This window comes from Mesorhizobium sp. WSM4313, assembly GCF_002294725.1.
In the GTDB taxonomy this organism is placed as follows: domain Bacteria; phylum Pseudomonadota; class Alphaproteobacteria; order Rhizobiales; family Rhizobiaceae; genus Mesorhizobium.
In genome coordinates, this window is the sequence record NZ_NSFT01000005.1 from 24,371 (window position 1) to 48,426 (window position 24,056).

Annotated in this window: 23 protein-coding genes; 20 read left to right on the plus strand and 3 right to left on the minus strand. The window is 64.9% G+C overall.

Annotation, left to right across the window (positions count from 1 at the left end; translation table 11 throughout):
* From CK219_RS13180 to CK219_RS13195, 3 genes are all read left to right on the plus strand, one after another.
* On the plus strand, positions 1–1,287 hold the full coding sequence (locus CK219_RS13180) for a glutamate-5-semialdehyde dehydrogenase (RefSeq protein ID WP_095767210.1): 1,287 nt from the start codon (positions 1–3) through the stop codon (positions 1,285–1,287).
* Between the two features lie 202 nt (positions 1,288–1,489).
* Positions 1,490–2,125 carry a nicotinate-nucleotide adenylyltransferase gene (locus CK219_RS13190; protein ID WP_176477008.1) on the plus strand — a complete coding sequence of 212 codons (636 nt, stop codon included), beginning with the start codon at positions 1,490–1,492 and terminating at the stop codon, positions 2,123–2,125.
* Positions 2,126–2,374: 249 nt separating this feature from the next.
* Positions 2,375–3,661, plus strand: coding sequence for an MFS transporter (locus CK219_RS13195; protein WP_095767213.1), 1,287 nt, complete (start codon positions 2,375–2,377; stop codon positions 3,659–3,661).
* 27 nt (positions 3,662–3,688) lie between these two features.
* Here CK219_RS13195 and CK219_RS13200 read toward each other — a convergent pair whose 3' ends face one another.
* Positions 3,689–4,540 carry a mechanosensitive ion channel domain-containing protein gene (locus tag CK219_RS13200; protein ID WP_095767214.1) on the minus strand — a complete coding sequence of 284 codons (852 nt, stop codon included), beginning with the start codon at positions 4,538–4,540 and terminating at the stop codon, positions 3,689–3,691.
* A gap of 244 nt (positions 4,541–4,784) precedes the next feature.
* Here CK219_RS13200 and rsfS point away from each other — a divergent pair, with 244 nt between their 5' ends.
* The 9 genes from rsfS to CK219_RS13245 all read left to right on the plus strand — a co-directional run bounded on the left by rsfS (position 4,785) and on the right by CK219_RS13245 (position 13,921).
* Positions 4,785–5,162: a ribosome silencing factor gene (gene rsfS, locus CK219_RS13205; RefSeq protein WP_095767215.1), complete on the plus strand. Its 378-nt coding sequence runs from the start codon at positions 4,785–4,787 to the stop codon at positions 5,160–5,162.
* A 62-nt stretch (positions 5,163–5,224) separates the two neighbouring features.
* Complete coding sequence (gene rlmH, locus CK219_RS13210; protein WP_095767216.1) at positions 5,225–5,707, plus strand: 23S rRNA (pseudouridine(1915)-N(3))-methyltransferase RlmH; 483 nt, start codon at positions 5,225–5,227, stop codon at positions 5,705–5,707.
* A 196-nt stretch (positions 5,708–5,903) separates the two neighbouring features.
* Complete coding sequence (locus CK219_RS13215) at positions 5,904–7,238, plus strand: murein hydrolase activator EnvC (protein ID WP_095767217.1); 1,335 nt, start codon at positions 5,904–5,906, stop codon at positions 7,236–7,238.
* 1 nt (position 7,239) lies between these two features.
* Entirely contained in the window at positions 7,240–8,571 is a 1,332-nt protein-coding gene (locus CK219_RS13220; protein ID WP_176477009.1) for a S41 family peptidase, read from the plus strand.
* A gap of 187 nt (positions 8,572–8,758) precedes the next feature.
* Positions 8,759–9,952 (plus strand): divergent polysaccharide deacetylase family protein, encoded by a 1,194-nt coding sequence (locus CK219_RS13225; RefSeq protein WP_095767218.1) that lies wholly within the window; start codon positions 8,759–8,761, stop codon positions 9,950–9,952.
* A gap of 155 nt (positions 9,953–10,107) precedes the next feature.
* Entirely contained in the window at positions 10,108–10,623 is a 516-nt protein-coding gene (locus CK219_RS13230) for an RNA pyrophosphohydrolase (RefSeq protein WP_095767219.1), read from the plus strand.
* A gap of 76 nt (positions 10,624–10,699) precedes the next feature.
* Positions 10,700–11,851, plus strand: coding sequence for an alanine racemase (alr, locus tag CK219_RS13235; RefSeq protein ID WP_095767220.1), 1,152 nt, complete (start codon positions 10,700–10,702; stop codon positions 11,849–11,851).
* Between the two features lie 87 nt (positions 11,852–11,938).
* The gene (locus CK219_RS13240) at positions 11,939–13,201 is read left to right on the plus strand and encodes a D-amino acid dehydrogenase (protein ID WP_095767221.1); all 1,263 of its coding nucleotides are present in this window, start codon (positions 11,939–11,941) and stop codon (positions 13,199–13,201) included.
* Positions 13,202–13,348: 147 nt separating this feature from the next.
* Complete coding sequence (locus CK219_RS13245) at positions 13,349–13,921, plus strand: hypothetical protein (RefSeq protein WP_095767222.1); 573 nt, start codon at positions 13,349–13,351, stop codon at positions 13,919–13,921.
* On the opposite strand, the gene CK219_RS13250 is transcribed toward CK219_RS13245, so the two are convergent.
* A complete protein-coding gene (locus tag CK219_RS13250) occupies positions 13,918–14,799 on the minus strand; it encodes a LysR family transcriptional regulator (RefSeq protein WP_095767223.1) in 882 nt (293 codons plus the stop codon). The genes CK219_RS13245 and CK219_RS13250 overlap by 4 nt on opposite strands.
* A gap of 364 nt (positions 14,800–15,163) precedes the next feature.
* Between CK219_RS13250 and CK219_RS13260 the strand changes: the two genes are divergently transcribed.
* The 3 genes from CK219_RS13260 (at position 15,164) to CK219_RS13270 (ending at position 17,815) form a co-directional block, all read left to right on the plus strand.
* Positions 15,164–16,660 carry a CoA-acylating methylmalonate-semialdehyde dehydrogenase gene (locus tag CK219_RS13260; protein WP_095767225.1) on the plus strand — a complete coding sequence of 499 codons (1,497 nt, stop codon included), beginning with the start codon at positions 15,164–15,166 and terminating at the stop codon, positions 16,658–16,660.
* Between the two features lie 264 nt (positions 16,661–16,924).
* Positions 16,925–17,227 carry a hypothetical protein gene (locus CK219_RS13265; protein WP_095767226.1) on the plus strand — a complete coding sequence of 101 codons (303 nt, stop codon included), beginning with the start codon at positions 16,925–16,927 and terminating at the stop codon, positions 17,225–17,227.
* 270 nt (positions 17,228–17,497) lie between these two features.
* Positions 17,498–17,815, plus strand: coding sequence for a hypothetical protein (locus CK219_RS13270; protein WP_095767227.1), 318 nt, complete (start codon positions 17,498–17,500; stop codon positions 17,813–17,815).
* A 27-nt stretch (positions 17,816–17,842) separates the two neighbouring features.
* On the opposite strand, the gene CK219_RS13275 is transcribed toward CK219_RS13270, so the two are convergent.
* A complete protein-coding gene (locus tag CK219_RS13275; RefSeq protein WP_245340471.1) occupies positions 17,843–18,547 on the minus strand; it encodes a GntR family transcriptional regulator in 705 nt (234 codons plus the stop codon).
* A gap of 68 nt (positions 18,548–18,615) precedes the next feature.
* Between CK219_RS13275 and CK219_RS13280 the strand changes: the two genes are divergently transcribed.
* The 5 genes from CK219_RS13280 (at position 18,616) to CK219_RS13300 (ending at position 24,052) form a co-directional block, all read left to right on the plus strand.
* Positions 18,616–19,551, plus strand: a complete 936-nt coding sequence (locus tag CK219_RS13280; protein ID WP_095767228.1) for a dihydrodipicolinate synthase family protein — start codon at positions 18,616–18,618, stop codon at positions 19,549–19,551.
* A 14-nt stretch (positions 19,552–19,565) separates the two neighbouring features.
* On the plus strand, positions 19,566–20,876 hold the full coding sequence (locus tag CK219_RS13285) for an FAD-binding oxidoreductase (protein ID WP_095767229.1): 1,311 nt from the start codon (positions 19,566–19,568) through the stop codon (positions 20,874–20,876).
* Between the two features lie 13 nt (positions 20,877–20,889).
* A complete protein-coding gene (locus CK219_RS13290) occupies positions 20,890–21,891 on the plus strand; it encodes a 4-hydroxyproline epimerase (protein ID WP_095767230.1) in 1,002 nt (333 codons plus the stop codon).
* Positions 21,892–22,054: 163 nt separating this feature from the next.
* A complete protein-coding gene (locus CK219_RS13295) occupies positions 22,055–22,756 on the plus strand; it encodes a haloacid dehalogenase type II (RefSeq protein WP_095767231.1) in 702 nt (233 codons plus the stop codon).
* A gap of 393 nt (positions 22,757–23,149) precedes the next feature.
* A complete protein-coding gene (locus CK219_RS13300) occupies positions 23,150–24,052 on the plus strand; it encodes a branched-chain amino acid ABC transporter permease LivH (RefSeq protein ID WP_095767232.1) in 903 nt (300 codons plus the stop codon).
* Positions 24,053–24,056: the final 4 nt, after the last annotated feature.

Here is a 24,056-nt window from a genome sequence, read left to right on the forward strand (position 1 = left end):
ATGCTGAAGCTGCATGAAAAGTCCGGCGAAGACACTGTGGCACTCATGGCCGATATCGGCCGTCGCGCTCGCGCCGCCGCCCGACCGTTGGCCGTCGCTTCCACCAGGGCAAAGAACGATGCGCTGGTTGCCATGGCCGAAGCCATCCTGCGCAACGAGCAGGCCATTCTCGACGCCAACGCCATCGATACGTCGAATGGCGAGGAGGCCGGCTTGTCGGGTTCGTTCATGGACCGACTGAAGCTCAATCCCTCGCGCATCAAGGCGATGGCCGAGGGCATTCGCGAGATCGCCGCGCTCAAGGATCCGGTCGGCGAAACCATTGCGGCGTGGGACCGGCCGAATGGGCTCCGCATCGAACGCGTGCGCACGCCGCTCGGCGTCATCGGCGTCATCTATGAGAGCCGCCCGAATGTGACGGCGGACGCCGGCGCGCTCTGCTTAAAGGCCGGCAATCCGGTGATCCTGCGCGGCGGTTCGGACTCGCTCAATTCTTCGGCCGCGATCCATGCCTGCATGGTCGAAGGGCTGAAGGCCGCCGGCCTGCCGCAGGAATCCATCCAGCTGGTGCAGACCACCGACCGCGCCGCCGTCGGCGAGATGCTGAAAGGTCTCGGCGGCAATCTCGACGTCATCATCCCGCGCGGCGGCAAAAGCCTGGTCGGACGCGTGCAGACCGAGGCGCGTGTGCCGGTCTTCGCGCATCTGGAAGGCATCTGCCATCTCTATGTCGACCGCTCGGCCGATCTCGACATGGCGGTCAATATCGCCGTCAACGCCAAGATGCGGCGCACAGGCGTGTGCGGCGCGGCCGAGACCTTGCTGGTCGACCGCGCGGCGGCCTCCACGCATCTGGTGCCGATCCTGGAAGCGCTGCGCGCTGCCGGCTGCGAGATCCACGCCGACGCCGAGGTGATGAAGGCTTTCGCCGACGCCAGCCCGGCGACCGATGCCGACTGGGTGACGGAATATCTCGACGCCGTCATCGCGGTGAAGCTGGTCGACGGCATCGCCGGCGCGATCGAGCATATCGAGACGTTTTCCTCGCACCACACCGAGGCGATCGTCGCCGAGGATACGGCTGCGGTTGAGCGCTTTTTCAACGAGATCGACTCGGCGATCCTGCTGCACAATGCCTCGACGCAGTTCGCCGATGGCGGTGAGTTCGGCATGGGCGCCGAGATCGGCATCGCCACCGGCAAGATGCATGCACGCGGACCGGTCGGTGTCGAGCAGCTCACCTCGTTCAAATACCGCGTGCGCGGGTCTGGACAGGTGAGGCCTTGACGCTTGCCGCTAGAGTGTGAGGCTTTGCGCCCAGGCCGCCCCCTCTGGCCTGCCGGCCATCTCCCCCTCAAGGGGGGAGATTGGCAGCTTCGGCGCCGGCGCTCGGCTTGCAACGCCGGCGATTGGCGAAAGTCGCGGCGACATCTGATCTCCCCCCTTGAGGGGGAGATGGCCGGCAGGCCAGAGAGGGGGGGCTAGCACCATGCTTTCCCAAGCTGAGCAGCCAGTCCCCGCCCGCTACCTCCGCATGCCGCACGCCGCCAGAGGGCTGACGGTGGGGCTGTTCGGCGGTTCGTTCAATCCGCCGCATGCCGGTCATGCGCTGGTCGCCGAGATCGCGTTGAGAAGGCTCGCGCTCGACCAGCTTTGGTGGATGGTGACGCCCGGCAATCCGCTGAAAAGCGCGCGCGAACTGGCGCCGCTCGCCGAGCGTGTCGAGCTGTCCGAAAAGATCGCCAGGAACCCGAAGATCAAGGTAACCGCCTTCGAGGCGGCGCAGCATGCGCGCTACACCGCCGACACGCTTGCCCTGGTCAAGGCGCGCAACCCGGGCGTGGATTTCGTCTGGATCATGGGCGCGGACTCATTGCGCGACTTCCACCGCTGGCAGCGCTGGCGCGAGATCGTGCTGACCTTCCCGATCGCGGTCATCGATCGCCCGGGCGCCACGCTCTCCTTCCTGTCGTCGGTGGTCGCCAAGACCTTCGACTATGCCCGTATCGACGAGGGCGACGCGCCGCTGCTTGCCCGCATGCCGGCGCCGGCCTGGACCTTCATCCACGGTCCGCGCTCCTCCCTCTCCTCCACCGCGCTCCGCAAGGCGGCGAAGGATAGATGAGCTTCCCCTTCTCCCCTTGTGGGAGAAGGTGGATCGGCGCGATAGCGCCGAGACGGATGAGGGGTGTTCCAGCTTGGCGACACCGTTTTGTCTAGCGACGAGGTCGCCGACGTCTCACTCCGCTGGAACACCCCTCATCCGTCTTGCCGCTTCGCGGCAATCCACCTTCCCCCACAAGGGGGGAGAGAAGTCCGGCCATGTCGCTTTTACGGCGGCTTTTTTCCTGTCCGTAGACCAAGCTGTGCGGACATGCTGAAGCAGAACCCCACCACAACCGAACCCGCTCGCGCCGCGCAATCGGCGCCGCTGATCGCCATTGCCAGCGTCATCGTGTCGATGGCGCTGATCGCGATCGGCAATGGACTGATGTTCGCCTATATCCCGGTGCGCCTCGGCGCCGACGGGTTCGACCCGACCTGGGCCGGGCTGATCGTCACCGGGCTTTCGGCCGGCGGGCTGGCCGGCTGCATCCTGACCGGGCCGCTCGTCAAGCGAGTGGGTCACGCCCGCGCCTTCATGGTGCTTTCGGCGCTGATCGCGCTTTCCAATGCGGCGATCGGCGCCGGGCCGATACCGCTTTTATGGATCGCCGCGCGGGCGCTTTACGGCTTCGCCATCTGCGGGCTGTTCATCGTCGCGCAGAGCTGGCTGAACGATGCCTTGCCGAATTCGATCCGCGGCCGGGTGATGGCGGTGTTCTATGTCGCCTATATAGGCGGGCTAGGCGTGGGGTACGCGGCGCTTGCCGCGATCGACATCCATACGGCCGCGGCGGCGCTGATCGGCATCACCTTCACGGCGCTTTCCATCCTGCCGGTCGGCATGACGCGGCTGGCGCAGCCGCCGGCGCCGCAGGCCGCATCGGTGGCGCTTCGCCGTGCCTGGCGCATCTCGCCGGTCGGTGTCGCCGGCATGCTCGCCGTAGGCGGCCTGTCGATGATCGTCTCCGGCTTCGCGCCGATCCATGCCACCGCCAAGGGCTACAGCCAGGCCGACATCGCGCTGCTGTTGTCGGCGATGCCGGTCGGCACGCTGATCCTGCAGATTCCGCTCGGCTGGATATCCGACCGCACCGACCGGCGCTACGTGCTGGCGGGCGCGGCGGCGCTCGCGGCGATCGCCAGCGTGCTTGCCATCGTCTTCGACGGCGGCGCGCTGATGGCGCTGGTGGTGATCTATCTCATCTGGGACGGAGCGTCGGAATCGATCTACGCGCTCTCCAGCGCGCATGCCGCTGACCGCGCCGGCAAGGACGAGCTTCTGGCGCTGTCGAGCTCGATGCTGTTCGCCTGGTCGCTGGCCGGCTTCATCGTGCCCGGCATCGTGACGGCGCTTTCCGCCGTCTTCGGCACCGCGACCTTCATCTATGTCGGCATCGTCATCGCATCGGCCTTCTGCCTGTTCGTGCTGTGGCGCGTGATGGCCGGCCGGCCGACACCTGCGGCCATAAGCGGCAGTTTCGCGCCGATGTCGGCGCAGACGCCCCTGCCGGTGGAGCTTGCCTTCGCGCAGGATGAGTCGGTCACTTCCAAGTGAAGAACCGGCACTGAAGAACCGGTGAGACTATTGCTTGCGCGCCTCCGGCGCCGGCATTTCCGGAGGCGGCAGCGGGATCGAGATGCCCTCGGTATCGAAAGCCTGCTTGGCGCGCTTGGTCATGTCGATCTGGGTCGAGAAATAGTCGGCGGCCGACGTCCAGTAGCGCAAGGTGAGTGAAACGGTGGTGTCGCCGAGACTGGCCACGAAGGCGATCGGCGCCGGTTCGCGCCGGATGCGCTTTTCGGCGGCGGCGATGGCAAGCAGCGTCTTTTGCGCGCGGTCGATGTCATTCCACGAGCCGATGCTCAAGGTGACGTCGGTGCGCCGCACGCCGTTGCGGGTGAAATTGCGCACCGGCTGGTTCCACAGCGTCGAATTGGGCGCCATCACATAGACACCGTCGACGGAGCGCAGCTTGGTGGCGAAGAGACCGATCTCCTCGATGGTGCCGGCAATCGCGCCGACCTCGACATATTCGCCGATGCGGAAGGGCCTGAGCGCCAGAAGCATGATGCCGGCGGCGATGTTCTGCAGCGTGCCTTGCAGCGCCAGCCCGATGGCCAGGCCGGCAGCGCCTATTGCCGCAATGATGGAGGCGGTCTGCACGCCGAATTGGCCGAGCACCATGATGACGACAAGGATCAGGATGGCGTAACGCACGACCTGCGAGAAGAAATGCCGCAAGGTCTCATCGAAGCCGTGGATGTGGCCGAGGCCGGCATAGATCGAGCGCTCGGCAAGCCCGGCCACGAGATACCCGACAACCAGGAGGATGACGGCGCCGACGGCCGAGAAGGAATAGGAGACGATCAGCGTGCTCAGCTGCGCAAGCCCGGCCTGGATGGTGATGAGGGCGCTTTGCGGGTCGGTGGGCATGGCGGGTATCCCGTTGGTCAATGCGCCGATAACCCGTGCGCCTGGCATCGGTTCCCGCCTTTTGCGGCTTGGCGGAGCGCCTCCTCAAGATCGCGCGGAGATCACGCTTCGAAGGCGCCCGTCTTGAAACTGCAACGGAACTCTGCCTATCTAAGTGGTGTCACCTGATTTGCCTGGTGATTTGGTTGTTCTTGTTGGGAAAGGAAACACACTGAGAACAGCACTGCGGAAGAAGGCTGACATCATGCCTTCGCCGGCAGGGATCAGCGGAAACGACGCCGCGTCCCTCGCCATCGACACAGTCCTTGCCAGTCTGGAAGACTCCAAGGCCGAAAACATCGTCTCAATCGACATCCAGGGAAAATCGAGCCTCGGCGACTATATGGTCATCGCCTCGGGCCGATCGCACCGTCATGTCTCGGCTGTCGCCGATCATCTCCTCAAGGCGCTGAAGGATGCCGGCCTCGGCAACGCGCGCGTCGAGGGGCTGGCCAGCGCCGACTGGGTCCTGATCGATTCGGGCGACATCATCGTCCATGTCTTCCGCCCCGAAGTCCGCGAGTTCTACAATCTCGAAAAGATGTGGCAGGCGCCGGACCTGGAGGAAGAGACCTTGCACTGAGCCTTGATCCGCCTGCCGTGAACCGTCACGGTACGCATTAGGACAAGCTCGCCGGGGCGAGGATGAAGATTACCGTTCATGCCGTGGGCCGGATGAAAACCGGTCCCGAGAGAGAACTCGCCGACCACTATTTCGAGCGCTTCGCCAAGAGCGGGCCCGCGGTCGGGCTGGAATTTGCCGGCATTGTCGAGGTCCCCGAGAGCCGCGGACAGAGCGCCGACGAGCGCCGCCGCGAGGAAGGCCAGAAGCTGCAGGCGCAGTTGCAGTCGGGCGCTGTTCTCATCCTGCTCGACGAACGCGGCAAGTCGCTTTCCTCGGAAGACCTGGCCGCCCGCATCGGCCAGTTGCGCGACGGCGGCCGCAAGGCGCTGGTCGTCGCGATCGGCGGTGCCGACGGCCATGACAGATCCCTGCGCGAGCAGGCCGACCTGGTGCTGTCCTTCGGCGCGCTGACCTGGCCGCACCAACTGGTGCGCGTCATGCTGGGCGAGCAGCTTTACCGGATCGCAACGATCCTGGCGGGTCATCCGTATCATCGATCGTGATACGGCTCGACGGCCAAGAAGCTGGGGATTGCCGGCCCACGCCAGGATTTCTGCCTCAATCGCGCGGCAACGGGTATTCTGTTTTACGCAATCCCGGACGGAGAACCGTTACGCACTTTTCCTGGAATTGCTCTGAGCGGCGCTTCCAACATGGTTGATGGTTCGTTAACGAAGCGGCGGATAGGTTAGAGGCCTGATGTCTGAAGGCTGGTACCCGATTACGCGCGCCTGGCGCGTCCGCTGCGGCTTGACCCTTGTCGCCGCCCTGGTCGCGCTCGGTCCGGCCCAGGCGGCCGAAAATTCGCTCGACCTTGCGCCCGACCCGGATCAGAGCCGGGCCGAATATGAGCAGGTTTCCAAGGAGATCACGCTCTCGTCGGAGCGGCTGGGCAAGCTCGCCGCCGACATCGCTTCGGTGCGCAAGGACTATGCTTCGATCACCGCGGCGCTCATCCAGTCGGCGATGACGGAGCAGAAGCTCGGTCAGGACATCGAGGACATCGGCGCCAAGCTCGAAGGGCTGAAGGCCGAGCAAAATAAGCTGCGCGCCTCGCTCATGGCGCGGCGCGACGTGCTGGCCGAAGTGCTCGGCGCATTGCAGCGCATGGGGCTCAATCCGCCGCCGGCGATCCTGGTCAAGCCCGAGGATGCGCTGTCGTCGGTGCGCAGCGCCATCCTGCTCGGCGCCGTGGTGCCGGAACTGCGCCAGCAGACCGACCGGCTGATGGCCGACCTCAAGGAGCAGACGCGTGTAACGGCATCGATCGAGGCCGAGCGGGCCAGGCTCACCGCCGCCGTCACCGACCAGACGGCGGAAAAAAAGCGGCTCACCATGCTGCTCGAGGCCAAGAAAAAACTGCAGGCCGATACCCAGGCCGCGATGGCGGCCGAGCAGCAGCACTCGCAGCAGCTGGCGGCGAAGGCGAGCAGCCTCAAGGACCTGATCGCCTCACTGGAAGCCGACAAGGCGCGCAAGGCGCAGGACCAGGCCAAGGCGGGCGAGCGCAAATCGGCGGACAACGACACCACAGCCTCGACCACCGAGCTCGCCGCGCTGCCGGTCCCGGAAGCGAACCGTCTCACGGGATCGGCGCCGTTTTCGGCATTGCAAGGCCAGATCGCGCTGCCGGTCATCGGTAAGATCAAACTGCGTTTCGGCGCCGACGACGGCAATGGCGCGGCGATGCAAGGCGACATGGTTGCGACACAATCGGGAGCCATCGTCACAGCGCCGGCGGATGGAAACGTGCTTTATGCGGGGCCGTTTCGCTCCTATGGTCAACTCTTGATCCTCAACGCAGGCGACGGGTATCATGTCGTTCTGGCGGGGATGAGCAGAATCAGCGTCGCGACCGGACAGTCGGTGCTCGCAGGAGAGCCGATCGGCGCGATGGGAGAGGCCCGGGTGGCAAGCACCTCGGCCTCGCGAAATGGAAATGCGGCGCTGGAACTCTATGTTGAGTTCCGCAAGGATGGAAAACCCGTCGATCCGGCCCCATGGTGGGCGGACCGATTTTCTGGAAGGACGTGAAATGATGCGGAAACTGTCGCTTCTGTTTGCCGGCGCGCTGATGGGCGCATCGGCAATGAGCCTGGTCTACGGCGCACCGGGTTCGGCGGCGAATGCTGCGGGTTCGGAAACCTACAAGCAGCTGGCGATCTTCGGCGACATCTTCGAACGCGTGCGCGCCAATTATGTGACGCCGCCGGACGATAAATCGCTGGTCGAGAACGCCATCAACGGCATGCTGTCCTCGCTCGACCCGCACTCCTCCTACATGAATGCCGAGCAGGCGCAGGACATGCGCGTGCAGACAAAGGGCGAGTTCGGCGGCCTCGGCATCGAGGTCACCATGGAAAACGACCTCGTCAAGGTGATCACGCCGATCGACGACACGCCGGCCGCCAAGGCGGGAGTGCTTTCCGGCGATTACATCGCCAAGATCGACGGCGAGGAGGTTCGCGGCCTCACCCTCAACGACGCGGTCGAGAAGATGCGCGGGCCGGTCAACACGCCGATCAAGCTCACCATCCTGCGCCAGGGCGCCGACAAGCCGATCGAGCTGACGGTGGTGCGCGACATCATCAAGGTCAAGGCGGTGAAGTACCGGGTCGAGAACGACATCGGCTACATGAAGATCACCTCCTTCACCGAGAAGACCTATGACGATCTCGAGAACGCCATCGAGAACATCAAGAAGCAGGTGCCGAACGACAAGCTGAAGGGCTATGTGCTCGACCTGCGCCTCAATCCGGGCGGCCTGCTCGACCAGGCGGTCAGCGTGTCGGACGCCTTCCTCAAGCGCGGCGAGATCGTCTCGACGCGCGGCCGCGATCCGAAGGACGTCACCCGCTTCGATGCCAAGCCGAAGCAGGTCGACGACATCAACGGCAAGCCGATGATCGTGCTGGTCAATGGCGGTTCGGCAAGCGCCTCGGAAATCGTCGCCGGCGCGCTGCAGGATCTGCGCCGCGTCACGGTGGTCGGCACGCAGTCCTTCGGCAAGGGCTCGGTGCAGACCATCATCCCGCTCGGCGAGAACGGCGCGCTCAGGCTGACGACGGCGCTCTATTACACGCCGTCGGGCAAGTCGATCCAGGGCAAGGGCATCACGCCAGACATCAAGGTCGACCAGCCGTTGCCCCCGGATCTGCAGGGCCGCGACCTGACCCGCGGTGAATCCGACCTCAAGGGCCATATCAAGGGCGCCGACGAGAGCTCCACCGGCTCGGGCTCGGCCGCCTATGTGCCGCCGGATCCGAAGAACGACCTGCAGCTGATCTATGCCGAGCAGCTTCTGCGCGGCGAAAAGACCGATCCGTCGTTCCCGCCGAACCCGGACAAGGCCGTGCTGAACCAGTAATGCGGTGGTCCGGCTCTGGCCGGCTGCGAGAAGCAATGCAATGCTGCCGGGGCCGCGAGGTTCCGGCAGTTTGATTCGGGGACAGCGGTCGGGGCGCCACGCTTGTGGGTATCGCGCCGGCGATTGCGAAGTTCACGCGAGATGTCACGAAAAACGTGACCCTGGCGTGCTTCCGGGGAAACACGACTTGGCTGAGATCGGCAAGGACATCGAACGCCCGCTCGGACAGACGATCCGGCCTCAGCGCAAGGCCTCGCGCGGCATCGGCTCCGGCTCGCTCATCGCTGTGCTGGCCGTGCTTGGCGTGATCGGTGTTTCCGGCGCTATTGCGCTGCGTGAAAGGCCGTTCCGCAAGCCGGAAGAAGTCGCCGTTTCCACGCCGAAGGTCACCGCCGAGGCTGCTCCTGCCGCGACAGCGGCGCCCGCGCCGGCTCCGATGGCGGCGGCGGCGCCACAGGCCAGCACGCCGATGAAGAGCGGCGGCCCGCAGATCATCCACGTCCAGACCGAAGAAGGCGACGGCCCGCCGAAGGCCGCTATCGTGATTCGCGATCCGTCGACGCTCGGCCAGAACCTGAAGGTTGCCCATATCCCGGACAGGGCGCTGATCGAGGCCACCGACACCGGACCGCTGCCGATCCGCAGCGCCGACGGCCGGCGGCCGTTCGACGTTTATGCGCGGCCTTGGTCAGGCGCGCGCGGGGCGCGGGTGGCGATCGTCATCGGCGGACTTGCCGTCTCGCAGACCGGCACGCAAGCGGCGATCGCCAAGCTGCCGGCCGAAGTGACGTTGGCCTTCGCGCCGCAAGGCAACAGTATCGGCCGCTGGATGCAGACGGCAAGGCAAAGCGGGCATGAGATCGTCATGCAGGTGCCGCTCGAGCCGTTCGATTATCCCAACGTCAATCCCGGCCGAAACACGCTGACTGTCGCGGCCAGCCCGGACGAGAACCTGAAGAGCCTTCACTGGGCCCTGTCGCGCACGACCAACTATACCGGGGTCATGAACTATATGGGCGCGCGCTTCTCGGCCGACGCCGCGGCGATGGAGCCGTTCATGGCCGAGCTCGGCAAGCGGGGGCTTGCCTATATCGATGACGGCTCGTCCTCGCGCAGTGTGGCGCCCGACCTGGCGTTGAAAGACGGTGTGCCGTTCGTTGCTGGCGACATGGCGATCGATGCCGTGCAGGATCGCGGCGAAATCCTCAAGAAGCTGGACAGCCTCGAAGCCACGGCACGGGCCAAGGGCAGCGCCGTCGGCATCGGTTCGGCCTTCGATATCACCGTCGACACGGTGACGTCGTGGATTGCCGAAGCGAAGAAGCGCGGCATTGAGATCGTGCCGATCTCGGCTGTGGCGATCGATCCGCAAAAAGGCTAGCTGGGTGAATGGTCAGTGGTGAATAGTAAGTAGTAAGTAGTAAGTAGTAAGTAGTAAGTAGTAGTAGATTTTCAGTGCCGCGCCACGGTTTTTGATGCCGTCACCATTCACCATTCACCATTCACCACTCACTACTCACACGGAACGCTGCCCCCATGGCCAAAAAGATCGATCCCGAAACGCTGCCTTACCGTCCGTGCGTCGGGCTGATGATACTCAACAAAGCAGGTCTGGTCTGGGTTGGGCACCGCATCGCCGAACCGGACAGCGAGTTCGCCGACACGACGCAGCTTTGGCAGATGCCGCAAGGCGGCATCGACAAGGGCGAGGAGCCGATCGAGGCCGCCGGGCGCGAGCTCTACGAGGAGACCGGCATGCGCAGCGTGTCGCTGCTGGCCGAGGCGCCGCGCTGGATCAACTACGACCTGCCGGAGCATCTGGTCGGCGTCGCCTTCAAGGGCCGCTATCGCGGCCAGACGCAGAAATGGTTCGCCTACCGCTTCGAGGGCGACGAAGGCGAGATCGAGATCAATCCGCCTCCCGGTGGCCATAAGGCCGAGTTCGATGAATGGGCCTGGCGGCCGATGCGGGAGCTGCCCGACCTGATCGTGCCGTTCAAACGCAAGGTCTATGAGCAGGTTGTGGCGGCGTTCCAGCATCTCGTCCCCTGAGCGGCCGCCATCTGTCCCGGTTGTCGTGGCCGCCCCATGGCCGTATTGATTGCCGATGCAATGAGCGGGGGTCGCCATGAGCGACGGCACGGGACGCGGGTTTCCGGCACATGATGCAAGGAGTGGCTCGACGGTCAGCGAGGCCGCCGCCGGCGCGATCCTGACGATCGACCTCGGGGCCATCCGCGAAAACTACCGCCGGCTGAAGGCGCGGCTGAGCGGCGTCCGCTGTGCCGGCGTGCTCAAGGCTGACGGATACGGACTTGGCGCCGCGCAAGTGGCATCGGCGCTGGCGAAAGAGGGCTGCGACATCTTCTTCGTCGCGCTGCTCGGCGAGGGCATCGCGCTGCGCAAGGCGATCGGGCCAGGGCCTGACATCTTCGTGTTGAACGGACTGCCGCCCGGCTCGGAACCGGAAGCCGCGGCGGCCGGACTTTGCCCGGTCATCAACAGCACCACGCAACTGAAGGCCTGGCGTGAGACCGCGCGGGGCATGGGCCAGAGCCTGCCTGCCGCCATCCAGGTCGACAGCGGCATGGCCCGGCTCGGTATGGCACCGGCGGAAGTCGAGGCGGTCGCGGGGGAGACCGGCGCCTTCGACGGCGTCGACATTCGGTTCGTCATGAGCCATCTCGCCCGCGCCGACGAGCCGCAACAGGCGGCGAACGAGAGGCAGCGGCACGAATTCGAAAGGCTGCGCAGGATGCTGCCCGCGGCGCCCGTCTCCTTGGCCAACTCGTCCGGCATCTTTCTCGGGCCGGCCTATCACTATGATCTGGCCCGCCCGGGAGCCGCGCTTTACGGCGTCAACCCGACGCCCGCCGCGCCCAATCCGATGCTGCCGGTCATACGACTGCAAGCCAAGGTGGCGCAGACGCGACAGGTCGGCGCCGGCGCCGGCATCGGCTATGGCCATACCCACCAGGCGGATGGACCGCTCGATCTCGCGACCATTTCGCTGGGCTATGGCGACGGCTGGCACCGGCGCGCCGCTTCGGCCGCCTGGTTCGAAGGCGTGCGATTGCCCTTCGTCGGGCGCGTGTCGATGGACTCGATCATCCTCGACATTTCGGGGCTTCCGGCAGGTCGGCTCGGCGAAGGCGACCTCGTCGAGCTCATCGGTCCGTCGCAAAGCGTCGACGACGCGGCCGGCCATGCCGGCACCATCGGCTACGAGATATTGACTAGTCTGGGCGCGCGCTTTCACCGCCGTTACATCGGCGGATAACGCAGCCCTTGGCGAGTGCTGCAAAATCCGGCAGACAGGGAATGGCCATGCCTCGGGCGGCATGATCGGCCTTTGAGGGAGCCTTGAATGAAAGTTATCGTGCTGGGCGGCGGCGTGATCGGGGTGACCACCGCCTACTTCCTCGCCGAGGCTGGTCATGAAGTGACCGTCTACGATCGCCAGCCGGGGCCGGCGCTCGAAACCAGCTTCGCCAATGCCGGCGAAGTATCGCCGGGCTATGCCTCGCCCTGGGCCGGGCCCGGTATCCCGGTCAAAGCCGTCAAATGGCTGTTGATGAAGTACGGCCCGCTGGTCGTGCGGCCGGCCTTCGACCCGAACATGTGGACCTGGCTCCTCAAGATGCTGCGCAACTGCACGGCCGAGCGCTACGCGCTCAACAAGTCGCGCATGGTGCCGCTTGCCGAATACAGCCGCGACACGCTGAAGGCGCTGCGCGAGGCGACCGGCATCACCTACGACGAACGGACCAAAGGCACGCTGCAGCTGTTCCGCAAGCAAAAGCAGCTCGACGGCACCGGCGGCGACGTCGAGGTGCTGAAGAAATACGGTGTGCCTTACGAGATCCTCGACCGCGACGGCTGTATCGCCGCCGAGCCGGCCCTTGCGGCGGTGCGCGAGAAATTCGTCGGCGGCCTCAGGCTTCCGGGCGACGAGACCGGCGACTGCAAGATGTTCACCGACAAGCTCGCGGAACTGTGCGTGGCGCGCGGCGTGACCTTCGAATATGGCTCGACCATCCGGCGCATCGTCAGGAACCGCAATCGCCTCACCAACGTCCTCACGGAGGGCGGATGGAAATCCGCGGACGCCTTCGTGATGGCGATGGGCAGCTATTCGGCGCAGTTCATGCGCTCGCTGGGGCGGCCGATACCGGTCTATCCGGTCAAGGGCTATTCGATCACCGTGCCGATCGACAATGTCGAGGCCGCGCCTGTGTCGACCGTCATGGACGAGACCTACAAGGTGGCGATCACCCGGCTCGGCGACCGCATCCGGGTCGGCGGCACGGCGGAGATTTCGGGCTATGACCTTCGCCTGCAGGAATCGCGCCGCCGCACGCTCGAACACTCGGTCGGCGATCTCTTCCCCGGGGGCGGCGACCTCAAGGCGGCGAGCTTCTGGTGCGGCTTGCGGCCGATGACGCCGGATGGACCGCCCTTGATCGGGCAAAGCGAGGTTGCCAACCTCTATCTCAACACCGGCCACGGCACGCTCGGCTGGACCATGGCCTGCGGCTCGGCCAAGGTGCTCGCCGACATCATGTCCAACCGGGTGCCGGAGATCAACGCGCGCGACCTCAGCCCGGAGCGGTATCTCAAACCTATCTGAGGGGCTTTGCATCTGCTTCGGCGGGCTCGGCTCAGAACGCCTCCCTGACTCAGCTGTCGCCGAACAGCAGCCGGTAGAGCCTGGCGCCGGCAAGGCGGCGGCGACCAACTGCCTGTGATAAAGTCGGCCGCAGCGAGGGGACTTCGGATGCGTCTTTTTCTTTTTGCGGCGGCCGCCTGTCTGATCTGCGCCCCGGCGGCGCTGGCAGCGGACAAAACCGTTCACGACAAGGAGCACGGCTTTTCGCTGACCTATCCCGAGCAATGGGCGAGCGAAACCGCCTTTGACAACACCATTCGGCTCAAGATCAAATCCGGCGAAGGAGGGCTCACCTGCCGCGTGTCGGAAAATGCCTATGATCCGACCGCTCCCGACAATCCGCCCGATGTCAGGGCGTTCATGGAGGAAGACTGGAAGGTGAGCAACTGGCAGACCATGGTCGGCGTCGCCTATCAGTCGGCCGCCTTCCGCCAGGACAGGTTGGCGCATTTTCCGGACGGCTATCCGGTGCGCACAGCCGAGATGGATTTCCACTATGCCGACGAGAATGTCAGCTTCTACGGCCATTCCCGCATCGCGCTGACGCTGCGCAGCTCGCATTACGGCTTCGTCGATTGCGGGGTCGCGGGCGACAACTCCGAAGAGGTAGAGCGCAAATGGGCGCCGCTTGCGGACGAGGCCGAGAAGATCGTGAGCTCGTTCGTGCTCGACGCGGATTAGACAAAAAGGCCGCGCTCGCGTTCCACGGCCTTGGTGATGAAGTTGGCGACCAGCTGCACGCGGCGCAGCGGCCGCACCGATTCATGATAGACCAGCCAGTAGGCGCGGCGGATGGGCGCGACGATGTCGACCGGCACCAGCTCCGGCATCGAACGGGCGACGAACGTGTGGAGGATGCCGATGCCCGCGCCGGAGCGCACCGCTTCGGCCTGGCCGAGCGCCGAGGAGATGGCGAAGCTGGTGCGCCATTCGGGGCTGAACTCGGCGGCATAGTCCAGCGAGGGGCTGACGATGAGGTCCGGCACATAGCCGATCAGCGTGTGCCGGCCGAGCTCGGCCGGCGCTTTCGGCAGGCCGTTGGCTTCGGCATAGGCGCGGGAGGCGAAGAGGCCGAGCGTATAGTCGACCAGCTTGCCCGCCACCAGCCGCCCTTCGCTCGGCCGCTCGACGGTGATCGCAATATCGGCCTCGCGCCTGGACAGCGAGAAGGAGCGCGGCACCGGCACCAGCTGGATGGTGAGCTCGCGGTGCAGCGCAGTCAGCTCGCCCAGCCGCTTTGCCAGGAAGGCGACGCCAAATCCGTCCGGCGCGCCGATGCGCACCGTGCCCGAAACGTCGTCGCCCTCGCCGGCAATGGTCGAGCGCGCGGCGATCATGTCGCTCTCCATGCGCTCGGCTATGTCGAGGAAGCGCTCGCCGGCCGGCGTCAGCTCGCTGCCGGTGGTCAGGCGGCGGAAGAGCTTTGTGCGGAGCGCCTCCTCGAGCGCGGCGATGCGGCGCGAGACGGTGGCGTGGTTGAGCTCCAGGCGCTTGGCCGCACCGAGAATCTGGCCGGCGCGGGCGACTGCAAGGAAGATGCGGACGTCATCCCAGTTCATGGGAGTGGTCCGCTCTGTGATTGTCAACGCTGCGTTCCTTCGCGCCCCCCTCTGGCCTGCCGGCCATCTCCCCCTCTAGGGGGGAGATCAGATGTCGCGGCGGATTTCGCCAACCGCCGAAAGCGCTGTCGGTGAAGCTGCTAATCTCCCCCCAAGAGGGGGAGATGTCCGGCAGGACAGAGGGGGGCGCGACAAAACTCAACCTATGAAATCCTTCACGGCAGGCAATCCATCATTTGCGGCAATTAATGCACACCTCGGGATCGTTGTCTATTTTCCGCACAACGGTTGCGTTTTGGCTCGCGTTGCCATCGCTGCCGCAAAGGCGGACAATGGGTCATCACCAGAACAGGGAGAGAAAAGCATGATCGAATACGGTCATTTCATCGGCGGCAAGCGTGTCGCCGGCACCAGCGGGCGCAAGCAGGATGTGATGCAGCCGATGGACGGCTCCGTGCGCGGCACGGTGGCTTTGGCCTCGCAGGCGGAGCTGCGCGCCGCGGTCGAGAACGCCAAGGCGGCGCAGCCGAAATGGGCAGCCACCAACCCGCAGCGCCGCGTGCGCGTGCTGATGAAATTCCTCGAGCTGGTCGCCCGCGACTATGACGAGCTGGCCGACATCCTGGCGCGCGAGCACGGCAAGACCATCGCCGATGCGCGCGGCGACATCCAGCGCGGCCTCGAAGTGGTCGAGGTCTGCATCGGCGCGCCGCATATGATGAAGGGCGAGTTCACGGACGGCGCCGGCCCCGGCATCGACGTCTATTCGATGCGCCAGCCGCTCGGCGTCGTCGCCGGCATCACGCCGTTCAACTTCCCGGCCATGATCCCGCTGTGGAAGATCGCGCCGGCCATCGCCTGCGGCAATGCCTTCATCCTGAAGCCGTCGGAGCGCGATCCGGGCGTGCCGATCCGCATTGCCGAACTGTTCATCGAGGCCGGCCTGCCGGCCGGCATCCTCAACGTCGTCAATGGCGACAAGGAAGTTGTCGACGCCATCCTCGACGATCCGGACATCAAGGCCATCGGCTTCGTCGGCTCGACGCCGATCGCGCACTATATCTATTCGCGCGGCACGGCATCGGGCAAGCGCGTGCAGTGCTTCGGCGGCGCCAAGAACCACATGATCATCATGCCCGATGCCGACATGGACCAGACTGTCGATGCGCTGATCGGCGCCGGCTACGGCTCGGCCGGCGAACGCTGCATGGCGATCTCGGTGGCTGTCCCGGTCGGCAACGACACCGCCAACCGTCTGATGGAAAAGCTGGTGCCTCGCGTCGAGAGCCTCAAGGTCGGCCCCTCGACCGACTCTTCCGCCGATTTCGGTCCGCTGGTGACCGCGCAGGCGCTGGAGCGCGTCAAGGGTTACGTCGATATCGGCGTCAAGGAAGGCGCCAAGCTCGTCGTCGACGGCCGCGGCTTTAAGATGCAGGGCTATGAGAACGGCTACTATATGGGCGGCTGCCTGTTCGACAACGTGACCGCCGACATGCGCATCTACAAGGAAGAGATCTTCGGGCCGGTGCTCTCGGTGGTGCGCGCGCCGCGCTACGAGGACGCCATCAAGCTCGCCAATGACCACGAGATGGGCAACGGCGTCGCCATCTTCACCCGCGACGGCGACGCCGCGCGTGATTTCGCCAGCCGCGTTCAGGTCGGCATGGTCGGCGTCAACGTGCCGATCCCGGTTCCGATCGCCTATTACACGTTCGGCGGCTGGAAGGCGTCGTCCTTCGGCGACCTCAACCAGCACGGTCCGGACGCGTTCCGCTTCTACACCAAGACCAAGACGGTCACCTCGCGTTGGCCGTCGGGCATCAAGGACGGCGCCGAGTTCGTCATCCCGACGATGAACTAGCCCGAACGGTCGTCCAAACCAACATTGAGAAGGCGCGGCGCGAGCCGCGCTTTCTTTTTATGAACGAAGGCGAAGCACAACTTCAGGCGCATGAATTCCGGCGCATCGCGTCATGCGTGCGTCCGCATATTCTAATAATTCCATCGCCGTGTGATGGAACCAACAGACCACCATCTGCCTTAGGCTTTATTCCTGCCATGCGTGCAGGCAACCAAGCAGCGCCGGTTCAAGCCGGGGTTCTCGTCTGGCGCGAGGAGGTGTCAGATGACACGATTTGTTGTGGCGGCAATATTGGCGGCGACGGCGATGACCGTTGGAGCCGTGCCGGCGAGCGCGGCGGCGCAATGCGCGGCGCGCGCCGACATCATCAAGGCGCTTGGCGACAAGTTCCACGAAACCGAGGCCGGGCGCGGCCTGATCAATCCGAACGTCGTGCTCGAGATATTCGTCTCCGACCAGGGAAGCTGGACGGTGCTCGCCTCCGATACCAAAGGCCAGAGCTGCGTGCTTTCCGTCGGCGAGGGCTGGGACAGCCCGACGATCACCGCGGCGATGCCGGGCGCCTGAAACCGGCAGGGAGCCGGGGTGCGCGCCACAACGGCTCCCACGGTCGGGCGTCAAGTGGCGCCAAGCAAGGCGCCCTCCGCGGCGCCGCTTGTTTACGGAGCGGAGCTTCACCATATCGAATCCCAGGGAGTCATGATCTCCCGACGACAGACCGGAAGCCAGAAGGAGTGACGCGATGAAGACGTCCAATCCGGCCTGGAGCCTTCCGGCACACTGAGGCGGCCGAATGTGCCTCCCTTTGCCGGAATGCGACGGCAAAGGAGGTGCCCCATGGCACGCGAATTTTCGTTTCGATGGGTCAAGCTTGCGGCCGTTGGCGCCATGATGGCGCTGTCGGCAGTTCCGGCGCGGGCCCAAGTCATCTGCGGCGGCCATGACTATCTGGTCGCGAGGCTGGCGGAGGCATTCGAGGAGAAGCGGCTGGGCTACGGCGTGGCCGGACAAGTCGCCATCTTCGAGGTGTTCGTCTCGGCAGGCGGAACCTGGACTATCCTGATGACGGACGTCAAAGGCCAGAGCTGCATCCTGGCCGCCGGCGAGGGGTGGGAAGACACGCTGGCCACCGCGGTCGGGCAGCCGGGTGGCTGAGACGCCTCGAGCAGGCGCTGGTCCTGCTCAGCGCGTGGCGGCCACCTCGGCATGACCGCGCAGCAGCGCTATCAGCTTCTTGGCGTCCTTGGCGGCGGCTTCCTCGTCGCCGTCGAGGATGGAACGGATCAGCGCCACGTGGTGCTCGGCCGATTCGGCGAGACCGGTGTCGGCCTTGTAGCGATACCAGAAGCGGCGGCTGTGGGTCTGCAAGGGGGCCGCCACACGCGCCGCGAACGGGTTGTCGGCGGCGATGGCCAGCGCTTCGTCGAGCGCCTTGTCGGCCTGGATGAAGGCAAGCACATTGCTCGAGATCACCGCCTTCTGCATGGCCAGGGCCGCTTCATGGAACAGGTCGGCGGCCTCGCGGGTGACGAAGCGGGCGGCCGAGCGGGCGAGCACCACCTCGATGCCGCGCCGCGCATCCAGCACCCGCAGCCAGTCGCCGGCGTGAAGCGGTGCGACCGCGATGCCGGCCCGAGGTCTGATGTCGAGAAGCCCTTCCCAGGCGAGCCGCTGGATAGCCTCGCGCACGGGGGTGCGTCCGAGACCCAGCCGCTCGATCAGCGCGCCTTCGGTGACGAAGCCCGACGGCGCCAGCTCGAGCGTGACGATCATATGCTCAAGCGCGCGATAGGCCTTGGTCGCCGCCGGCTCAAAAGTCGCGTTCGCCTCGATGGATATCAGCGGGGAGATCAATGGCGGGCTCCTGATATATTTTTCATATATCATAAGTGATTCAGCGTTGACAGGCTAATTCCTAATAGATATACCACTGATATATCAGAGGAGAAGTAGCCATGTGGGCCGGAGTTTTCCCCGCCGTCACGACCAAATTCACCGCCGACGACCGTCTCGACCATGCCGAGATGGAGCGCTGCTACGGGCTGCAGATGGAGGCCGGCTGCGACGGCATCATCGTGTGCGGCTCGCTCGGCGAAGGCCCCATGCTGTCGCCTGACGAGAAGATCGAGGTGCTGAAGGCGGCGCAGAAGGTTGCCGGCAAGAAGCCGGTGCTTTTGACCGTCAACGAGCCCGGCACGCGTGAGGCGGCTGCTATCGCCAAACGCGCTGCCAAGGAAGGCGCCGACGGCCTGATGGTGGTGCCGAGCCCGATCTATCACACCGACCCGCAAGAGACGGTCGCCGCCCTTCGCGCCGTCGCCGAAGCAGGCGACCTGCCGGTGATGATCTATTCCAACCGGCTCGCCTATCGCGTCGACGTCACCGTCGACCTGATGGAGGAGTTGGCGTCGGACAAGCGTTTCGTCGCCATCAAGGAATCCTCCGACGACATCCGCCGATCGACCGAGATCATCAACCGGTTCGGCGACCGCTACGACCTCTTCACCGGCGTCGACAACCTTGCCTTCGAGGCGCTGTCGGTCGGCGCCATCGGCTGGGTCGCCGGCCTCGTCACCGCCTTCCCGCGCGAGACGGTCGCGATCTACCAGTTGATGCAGCAGGGCCGACGCGACGAGGCGTTGGCGATCTACCGCTGGTTCCGGCCCTTGCTCGACCTCGATGTCTCGACCTATCTGGTCCAAAACATCAAGCTTGCCGAAGTGCTGGCGATCGGTACCAATGATCGCGTGCGCATGCCGCGCCAGCCGCTGTCGGGTGAACGCCGCAAGGCGGTCGAAAAGATCGTCCGGGATGCGCTGGCGATGCGGCCGAAGCTGCCGCCGCTGCAGACGTCTCCTCGATCGACGAAGCAGATGGTGGCGGCCGAATAAGGGACAGCCCTGACGTGCAACGAAATTCCAAATCCTGGGAACAGGAGCGGCGCTCAGCCACCGGGGCATCTTCTGCCGGTGCGCGGGGAGAAGCGGAAGACATCGCCATCATCGGCGGCGGCATCATCGGCATCTGCGCTGCGACCCTGCTCTCGGAAGCGGGGTGCAGCGTCACCGTCTTTGACCGCACCGGCATCTGCGAGGAGACGAGCTCAGGCAATGCCGCCGCCTTCGCCTTCTCCGACGTGCTGCCGCTGGCGCATAAGGGGATGATCCGGCAATTGCCGAAATGGCTCGCCGACCCGCTCGGGCCTTTGACCATTCCGCCGGCCTATCTGCCGAAACTCCTGCCCTGGCTGATCCGCTTCTGGCGGGCCGGTGCGCCCAAGCACTACGAGGCGAGCCTTTCCACGCAGGCCGGCATGATGAGGTTGGCCGAAGCCGAATGGATGGGGCTGCTCGACCGCTCTGGCACGCGGCCAATGCTACGCGAGGACGGTTCGCTGGAATTCTATGAGAGCGAGGCGGAGTTCCGCGCATCACTGCCCGGCTGGGCCGAACGCCAGCGTTTCGGCATCGGCTTCCGCCATGTCGAGGGCGAAGAGATGGCCGCGCTGCAGCCGGGTCTTTCGCCGCGCTTCGTCAAGGCCACCTTCGTGCCGGGCTGGAAGACGGTCGCCGATCCGAAGCTGCTCGGCAAGGCGGTCTGGGCCTATGCGGAAAAGATCGGCGCCCGTTTCGAGCATGCGCGGGTGGAGCGCGTGGAAGCGGCCGCAAACGGCGCGACGATCATCCTGGCCGACGGCAGCAGGCGCACGGCCAAGAAGGTCCTGATCGCCGCCGGCGCCTGGTCGCATCTCCTGGCAAGGGATATCGGCGACCGCATCCCGCTCGAAACCGAACGCGGCTATAACACGACGCTGCCTGTGTCGGCTTTCGACGTGAGGCGGCAGCTGATCTTTTCCGGCCATGGCTTCGTCATCACGCCGCTTGAGACCGGCTTGCGCGTCGGCGGCGCCGTCGAGCTCGGCGGCATCGAGCGGCCGCCGAATTTCGCCCGTTCCAAGGCGATGCTGGAGAAGGCGAAGCGTTTCCTGCCCGGGCTCGACCCGTCCGGCGGCCGCGAGTGGATGGGCTATCGTCCGTCGCTGCCGGATTCATTGCCGGTCATCGGCACGGCACGCGCGCCGAACGTCTATTATGCCTTCGGCCACGGCCATCTCGGCCTGACCCAGTCGGCGGCGACCGGCCGCTTGATCCGCGATCTCGTTCTCGGGCAGACTCCGCCGCTCGATCTCACGCCCTTCAGTCCGCAGCGTTTCTGAAAAAGAGTCCATCATGGCGAAAAAATCCTTCTTCTGCATCGACGGCCACACCTGCGGCAATCCGGTGCGCCTGGTCGCCGGCGGCGGGCCGTTGCTCGAGGGCGCGACGATGATGGAGCGGCGGGCGCATTTCCTCGCCGAATATGACTGGATCCGCACCGGACTGATGTTCGAGCCGCGCGGCCACGACGTGATGTCGGGCTCGATCCTCTACCCGCCGACGCGCGAGGACTGCGATATCGCCATCCTGTTCATCGAGACCTCGGGCTGCCTGCCGATGTGCGGGCATGGCACGATCGGCACCGTCACCATGGCCATCGAGCACGGGTTGGTGAAGCCGAAGACGCCGGGCGTGCTCAGGCTCGACACGCCGGCCGGCCTGGTCATCGCCGAATACAAACAGGTCGGCGAATATGTCGAGGAGGTGCGCATCACCAACGTGCCGTCCTTCCTCTATGCCGAAGGCTTGACCGTCGACTGCCCGGTGCTTGGCGAGATCAGCGTCGACGTCGCCTATGGCGGCAATTTCTACGCCATCGTCGAGCCGCAGCAAAATTACCGGGACATGGCCGATCATTCGGCGGGCGACCTCATCGCCTGGAGCCCGGTGGTGCGCCAGCGCCTCAATGAGAAATACTCCTTCGTGCATCCGGAGAACCCCGGCATCAACCGGCTGTCCCATCTGCTGTGGACGGGCAAGCCGAAACATGCCGAGGCCGATGCGCGCAACGCCGTCTTCTATGGCGACAAGGCGATCGACCGCTCGCCTTGCGGCACGGGCACCTCGGCACGCATGGCGCAGCTCCATGCCAAGGGCAAGCTCAAGCCCGGCGACAGTTTCGTCCATGAATCGATCATCGGCTCGCTGTTCAAAGGCAGGGTCGAAAAGGAGGTCAGCGTGGCCGGCAAGCCGGCGATCATCCCCTCGATCGGCGGCTGGGCACGGATGACGGGCCTGAACACCATCTTCATCGACGACCGCGATCCGTTCGCGCATGGATTCATCGTCACATAAGCCTCGCGGCCTCAGCCGGTCGAAGCCGGTATCGGGCTCGCTCAAATTGTCGGCAACAGCCAATCGGCCTGACGTCCGAGAGTGGTCATGCCAGGGTTCTGAAACAATGCGAGGCGACCCGTTCAGCGGTCCCTTCCATCAGATCGTCAAGAAAGGATAATCGATGCTTTCCGGCCCAAAACCCGAATGGCTGACCTTCGATTGCTACGGCACCCTCATCCAGTGGGATGAAGGTCTGCTTGCCGCCGTCAACACGATCCTCGCCAATCACCCAGCCTCCAATATCGAACCCCAGACGCTGATCCGCGTCTACGACAAGCACGAGCACGCGCTCGAGACCGCGCGGCCTCACAAATCCTTCCGCAGCGTGGCCGGCGAGGGGCTGGGGCTGGCGATGGAGGAGCTGAAGCTCGCCCGTTCGCCGGACGACATCGAGGTGCTGACCGGGAGCATCTCCCGAATGCCGCCATTCCCCGAGGTTGTCCCCGCGCTCGGCGCGCTGAAGGCCCAGGGTTTCAAGCTTTGCATCATTTCAAACACTGACGATGACATCATCGCCGGCAATGTCGCCCAACTCGGCGGACATATAGACCGCGTCGTCACCGCGCAGCAGGCCGGCGCCTACAAGCCCGCGCGGCAGATCTTCGATTTTGCGCACAATGCGCTTGGCGTCGGTCGGGGCGACGTCGTGCATATTTGTGCCAGTCCGCATCTCGATCTCGCCGCCGCCCGCGACCTCGGCTTCCGCTGCATCTGGATCGACAGGGGAACCGGCCGCAAACCGCTGCCCGACTACACCCCGAACGCGGTTTTCCCGGCGCTCGATGATGTGCCGCCCTTCCTGCGGTCGACGATCTGGAACTGAGCCCGGCGCGGATGTCAAACGGTGTCGCCTCGCCGTCACATGGCCGTCACACGCGACGGAATCCTGACCTCGCGGAATGTGTGGCGATCCGAAACGACCCAGCCCGATCATTGCAAGGATTCTTCTCATCAACTTGTTTTGACGCCGATTTCTTCGACATGAAGCTCGTCATAAGGTCGAATCGTCAAAGACATTGCGTTGTGCCAATGATAGGGTCCGCGATAGTCCAGGGGGCCGGGTACGAAAAACGGACAATCGGGCGGCGTGCTTCCAAAACACGCCCGGCGATTGAAAAATCACGTTGCAATCCGGGCTCGAGACTTTACGACTAGGGGAAATACGAAAAGGAGTGCGACCCGGAAACGGGCGACATTCCAGGGGAGCCGCGTAAATATGCAGTATTTCGTCCAGCAGCTTATCAATGGGCTGACGCTGGGATCTATCTATGGCCTGATCGCAATCGGCTACACGATGGTCTACGGCATCATCGGCATGATCAATTTCGCCCATGGCGATATCTTCATGGTCGGCGCCTTCACCGCCCTCATCGTCTTCCTGATCCTTGGCGCGCTGTTCTATTCGGTGCCGGTCGTGGTGGCGCTCCTGATCATGATGATCGTGGCGATGCTTCTCACCAGCCTCTACAACTGGACGATCGAGAAGGTAGCCTACCGGCCGCTGCGCGGCTCGTTCCGCTTGGCGCCGCTGATCACCGCCATCGGCATGTCGATCGCGCTGTCCAACTTCGTCCAGGTCACGCAAGGCCCGCGCAACAAGCCGATCCCGCCGCTGGTCAGCCAAGTCTACACTGTTGATGGTGTGAGCGTTTCGCTGAAGCAGATCCTCATCGTGATCGTCACCATCGTGCTGCTGGCGATTTTCTGGTATCTCGTCAACCGGACAGCGCTCGGGCGGGCGCAACGCGCCTGCGAGCAAGATCGCAAGATGGCAGCACTACTCGGTGTCGACGTCGACCGCACCATCTCCATCACCTTCATTATGGGCGCGGCCCTTGCCGCCGTCGCCGGCACGCTGTTCCTGATGTATTACGGCGTCGTGGTGTTCTCGGACGGCTTCGTGCCGGGCGTGAAAGCCTTCACGGCGGCCGTGCTCGGCGGCATCGGCTCGCTGCCCGGCGCCGTGCTCGGCGGACTGCTGATCGGCTTCATCGAGAGCATGTGGTCGGCCTATTTCTCGATCGACTACAAGGACGTCGCCGCTTTCTCGATCCTGGCGATCGTGCTCATCTTCCTGCCCTCCGGCATCCTCGGCCGGCCTGAAGTCGAAAAGGTCTGATCCT

Coding starts and splice junctions, on each gene's coding strand:
- CK219_RS13300 (WP_095767232.1), top strand. CDS start 23,150: ATGCAGTATTTCGTCCAGCAGCTTATCAATGGGCTGACGCTGGGATCT.
- CK219_RS13250 (WP_095767223.1), bottom strand. CDS start 14,799: ATGAACTGGGATGACGTCCGCATCTTCCTTGCAGTCGCCCGCGCCGGC.
- CK219_RS13265 (WP_095767226.1), top strand. CDS start 16,925: ATGACACGATTTGTTGTGGCGGCAATATTGGCGGCGACGGCGATGACC.
- CK219_RS13230 (WP_095767219.1), top strand. CDS start 10,108: ATGGCCAAAAAGATCGATCCCGAAACGCTGCCTTACCGTCCGTGCGTC.
- CK219_RS13220 (WP_176477009.1), top strand. CDS start 7,240: ATGATGCGGAAACTGTCGCTTCTGTTTGCCGGCGCGCTGATGGGCGCA.
- rsfS (WP_095767215.1), top strand. CDS start 4,785: ATGCCTTCGCCGGCAGGGATCAGCGGAAACGACGCCGCGTCCCTCGCC.
- CK219_RS13275 (WP_245340471.1), bottom strand. CDS start 18,547: ATGATATATGAAAAATATATCAGGAGCCCGCCATTGATCTCCCCGCTG.
- CK219_RS13295 (WP_095767231.1), top strand. CDS start 22,055: ATGCTTTCCGGCCCAAAACCCGAATGGCTGACCTTCGATTGCTACGGC.
- CK219_RS13260 (WP_095767225.1), top strand. CDS start 15,164: ATGATCGAATACGGTCATTTCATCGGCGGCAAGCGTGTCGCCGGCACC.
- CK219_RS13200 (WP_095767214.1), bottom strand. CDS start 4,540: ATGCCCACCGACCCGCAAAGCGCCCTCATCACCATCCAGGCCGGGCTT.
- rlmH (WP_095767216.1), top strand. CDS start 5,225: ATGAAGATTACCGTTCATGCCGTGGGCCGGATGAAAACCGGTCCCGAG.
- CK219_RS13240 (WP_095767221.1), top strand. CDS start 11,939: ATGAAAGTTATCGTGCTGGGCGGCGGCGTGATCGGGGTGACCACCGCC.
- CK219_RS13195 (WP_095767213.1), top strand. CDS start 2,375: ATGCTGAAGCAGAACCCCACCACAACCGAACCCGCTCGCGCCGCGCAA.
- CK219_RS13270 (WP_095767227.1), top strand. CDS start 17,498: ATGGCACGCGAATTTTCGTTTCGATGGGTCAAGCTTGCGGCCGTTGGC.
- CK219_RS13215 (WP_095767217.1), top strand. CDS start 5,904: ATGTCTGAAGGCTGGTACCCGATTACGCGCGCCTGGCGCGTCCGCTGC.
- CK219_RS13180 (WP_095767210.1), top strand. CDS start 1: ATGCTGAAGCTGCATGAAAAGTCCGGCGAAGACACTGTGGCACTCATG.
- CK219_RS13245 (WP_095767222.1), top strand. CDS start 13,349: ATGCGTCTTTTTCTTTTTGCGGCGGCCGCCTGTCTGATCTGCGCCCCG.
- alr (WP_095767220.1), top strand. CDS start 10,700: ATGAGCGACGGCACGGGACGCGGGTTTCCGGCACATGATGCAAGGAGT.
- CK219_RS13290 (WP_095767230.1), top strand. CDS start 20,890: ATGGCGAAAAAATCCTTCTTCTGCATCGACGGCCACACCTGCGGCAAT.
- CK219_RS13190 (WP_176477008.1), top strand. CDS start 1,490: ATGCTTTCCCAAGCTGAGCAGCCAGTCCCCGCCCGCTACCTCCGCATG.
- CK219_RS13280 (WP_095767228.1), top strand. CDS start 18,616: ATGTGGGCCGGAGTTTTCCCCGCCGTCACGACCAAATTCACCGCCGAC.